Genomic DNA, 3,640 nt, shown 5'->3' on the forward strand with positions numbered 1-3,640 from the left:
GTTCCCGACTTCCTTCGCTGCCGATGTCGATCCAAAGACGGCTCGCTTCATGGCGGATGCGCAGGTGCCCTGGGGTTTGGAAGCCGTGCAGACAAAGATCACCGCCCCCGCCTGGAAGGAGAAGCCGACCTATTTCATGGTGACGACCAAAGATCACATGATCCCACCCAGCCAGCAGCGCGCCAATGCGGCACGCGCGAAAGCAAAAGTGGTGGAAATCGACTCCAGCCACGCGGTGATGCTCTCGCATCCTCAGGAAGTCGCCGACTTCATCGCTGGCGTGGCCGCCCAGACGAATTAATGCCGGTTGTAACCCATAAAGGCGCAGCTGGAGACAGCGAGACCACCCCGCGGCAGTCTCTCTTCATCGAACGGCGGATAAGGGCCGTCAACTATGCTGAACTGCCGACGCGGCCTTCCCGGATGGCTGGCGTCGGCCCCGTTCAATGCTTGAGCGGCTGAACATGCGACGGCGGCTGTTTCGAGTAGTGCCCACAAGCGGACGGACAGCAGCCGGCCCCGACGTTGCCATTGCCTCCTCGTTTCTATGCCGGCCAATCACGGCCGCAGGAGAAACGAAATGGGACATTCACAATATGACCCGACCGCCCACGGTCGCCGCGCTTGGAATGCAGGCAAGAAGGTTGGCACGAAACGACCTCTGAAACCTCGACAGATATGGGCTATCCGCTTCTTCCTGGATCGGGAGCAGCGTTTGCGCGATCGCGCGCTTTTCGATCTCGCGATCGACAGCAAGCTGCGCGGGTGTGACCTCGTCAAGATTAAGATCGGTACCCTCGTGGTCGGCCCGGAAATTCGGACACGCTCGATGGTCGTGCAGCAGAAGACTAGCCGGCCAGTACAGTTCGAACAGATGAGCGACGCACGCGCAAGTCTTCTTGCCTGGCTACAACGACGCGGCGGTGGTGTTGATGATTATGCATTCCCTAGCAGGATCAACCATGCTGCTCACCTAAGCACAAGACAGTATGCCCGTCTCGTCGATGAGTGGGTCCAGGCGGGCACAGGGAATGCGTTCCGTATTCCTGGGGCATAAGCCCAATCGCGTCAATCATCTACAAGGCGACAGGAAACCTGCGGGCCATCCAGATTCTGCTTGGCCACACCAAGAGTTTGCGCCTTGAGGATTTCTCTCCATAACGATCCCAGCATCGGCTTTTTCCTGCCCTGCCCACCGATCAAGTGTTTTGTGGACAGCATCGTACTTTGCTAATGTTGCCGCCACTGCACTCGGCGAGGAAATCGCAGCATGTCGGAGAAGGGTCCGGTCGCGTTGCCGGGGGCGTCTGTGGCAACAGGTTTTCTGGGCGGCAACGGCGACAATCCGTCCGAAGCCCGGCATGAGCGTCGAATCCTGACCGCGCTCTGCTACGACCTGGTCGGATCGACCGACCTTCTTGCCATCCTGGACATCGAAGAGTTCGAGGAACTTATATCAGCCTTCCAGCGGGCGACGAAACAGGCGGTCGCGTCATGCTCGGGTGCCGTCCAGGTCGAGGTCGGTGATGGCGGCGTTGCTTTGTTTCCTGCCGAAATAGACGCCAAGGACGCGGCATCGCTGGCGATCCGAGCCGGGCTCGAAATCATCGACGCCTGCAGGCGCGTCGGCTCGGACAAAGGCCGCGCCGATTTGCATGTCCGAGTCGGAATCGCGACATCGATGACCCTGATCCACAAGGGTGACGCCGATACCGGTCACGACAATGTCACCGGCCCGGCCTTCGCGATGGCCACGCGGCTCCAGGCCATCGCGCAGCCGGATACGGTGATGGTCTCGGACGCGACACGCAACCTGGCACGACGGTCGCATGTGTTCAGCTTTAGGGGCGCCCATGCGATCAAGGGGTTTGCCGAGCCGGAGCTGGTCTGGCGCGCGCTGAGTCACAAGCGCGAGGTCGACCGCTTCTTCGCCTTCGGGCGGCTGAGCAGTCCGCTCGTCGATCGCGAGGCCGAGCTCGCCACAATCGCCGAAGCATGGGACAGCGCCCTTGCGGGAAACGGCGGCGTTGTGGTGATCGAGGGCGAGGCCGGGATCGGCAAGTCGCGCATTCTTCACGAAGTGCGCCGGCGCACGCGTCACCAGCGCGCGAAACTCCTATTCTTCCAGTGCACGCCCGGCGGCTTGCGCTCGGCGCTCCATCCGCTGCTACAGAACGTAGGCGGCGATCTCGCCGGCAATGAAGGGCAGCTGAGTGCTGCCGCCGTGGCGGAAGCTTTCCGCGATCATGACGTCCACGATCCTGAAATCATCGACATCTTTTCGTTCCTGCTCGGCGCTGCGGGGGGCGATCCGATGCTCAAGGAGATCGACGCCGAAGCGATGCGCGCGAAAGCCAATTGGGCGGTTCGCCACGCGCTCGAAGCCCTGTGCGCCAGCGGGCCGATTGTTCTGGTGGTCGAGGACATCCATTGGATCGATCTGACGTCGAGACAATTGTTGGCTGAACTTGCACAGTCGGCCCGTCACTTCCGGGCGCTTGTCATCGCGACCACGCGCCCTGAATCCGGGAGCTGGCTGGCAGCATCGAATCCAAGGCATATCTCGCTAAAGCCGCTCAACCGCGAGCAAACGCGGCTGGCGATCGCGGCCATGTGGCCGCAAGGCACGCCGTCAACTTCCCCGGAATTTCTCGACGTGGTGGAACGCGTGACCGGAGGCGTCCCGCTGTTCATCGAAGAAATCTGCCAGTGGATGACCGAGAACGCGGCGTCGGCAACGGATCGGCTGGAGCAGACCGCGACGCGCAGTCATGCCTCGGTGTTCGAAAGCGTGATCGAGGCCAGGCTCGAAACGCTGGGGTCGGCACGCGAAGTCGCGCGCGCTGCGGCCGTCGCGGGCAACCGTTTCAATCAGGAATTGCTGCGCGCGCTGTTGCCGGAGCTCGACGACGAAATCATCGCAAACGCGCTGGATACGCTGAGTGACGCCGGGTTCCTGATCCGTGTGCGGCCTTCCGGCGCTCCGGTTTATGGCGTGCGCCATGCGCTTATCCAGGAGACGATCTACAACGCAACGCTGCGCAAGAGACGCCAAGCCTTGCATCGCCGCCTGTTTGCCGCGGTGAGCCGCAATCGAAACCTGGCCGGGTGGCTGGGCACCGCCGAGGTTGCCGAGCATGCAGAGCGCGCAGGCCTTCTGGAGGACGCGATAGCTCAGTTCGTGATCGCAGGCACGGAAAGCTCGTCCCGCTCGGCGATGGCGGAAGCGAGGCAGATACTCGAGCATGCATTGGCGCTCTGCGAGCGCGTTGCGGCAGCCGACACGCGAGACGCGCTGCGGCTATCGGCAATGATCGTGCTCGGTCCCATCCTGACCGCTGTCGAAGGTCCGAACTCGGCGCCCGCCCGCAAATTGTACGAGGACGGTGTGGTGATCGCCCGGCGGCGGCCGGTGGCCGAGCGGGCCAAGTGGTTCCCGATCTACTGGGGCTGGTGGTTTACGGATACCGTCATGGACGGCGAGCGCGCGGAGGTCGTGCTCAGCGATCTCAGGGATGTCGAGGATGCCGAAGTGCAACTCCAGGCCAGGCATTGCGTGTGGGCAATCGACTTCAATCTTGGCCGCCACGACCGCTGCATCGCGACAGTCGACGCCGGACTGTCGCTCTATGAGCACGGC

Annotated in this window: 4 protein-coding genes; 3 read left to right on the forward strand and 1 reads right to left on the reverse strand. The window is 62.5% G+C overall.

Features of this window, described 5'->3' with window-relative positions:
• Nucleotides 1-301: alpha/beta hydrolase (locus EOA27_RS27345; RefSeq protein WP_145970563.1), on the forward strand; the 301-nt coding region annotated here is incomplete at its 5' end.
• A gap of 279 nt (nt 302-580) precedes the next feature.
• Nucleotides 581-1,057, forward strand: a complete 477-nt coding sequence (locus tag EOA27_RS27350) for an integrase (protein ID WP_245466945.1) — start codon at nt 581-583, stop codon at nt 1,055-1,057.
• A gap of 11 nt (nt 1,058-1,068) precedes the next feature.
• On the opposite strand, the gene EOA27_RS42340 is transcribed toward EOA27_RS27350, so the two are convergent.
• Nucleotides 1,069-1,221 (reverse strand): hypothetical protein, encoded by a 153-nt coding sequence (locus EOA27_RS42340; RefSeq protein ID WP_245466946.1) that lies wholly within the window; start codon nt 1,219-1,221, stop codon nt 1,069-1,071.
• Between the two features lie 49 nt (nt 1,222-1,270).
• Between EOA27_RS42340 and EOA27_RS27355 the strand changes: the two genes are divergently transcribed.
• The coding region (locus EOA27_RS27355) for an AAA family ATPase (RefSeq protein WP_145970564.1) at nt 1,271-3,640 on the forward strand (2,370 nt) is incomplete at its 3' end.

The organism is Mesorhizobium sp. M2A.F.Ca.ET.037.01.1.1, assembly GCF_003998075.1.
In the GTDB taxonomy this organism is placed as follows: Bacteria; Pseudomonadota; Alphaproteobacteria; order Rhizobiales; family Rhizobiaceae; genus Mesorhizobium.

Coding starts and splice junctions, on each gene's coding strand:
- EOA27_RS27350 (WP_245466945.1), top strand. CDS start 581: ATGGGACATTCACAATATGACCCGACCGCCCACGGTCGCCGCGCTTGG.
- EOA27_RS42340 (WP_245466946.1), bottom strand. CDS start 1,221: ATGCTGTCCACAAAACACTTGATCGGTGGGCAGGGCAGGAAAAAGCCG.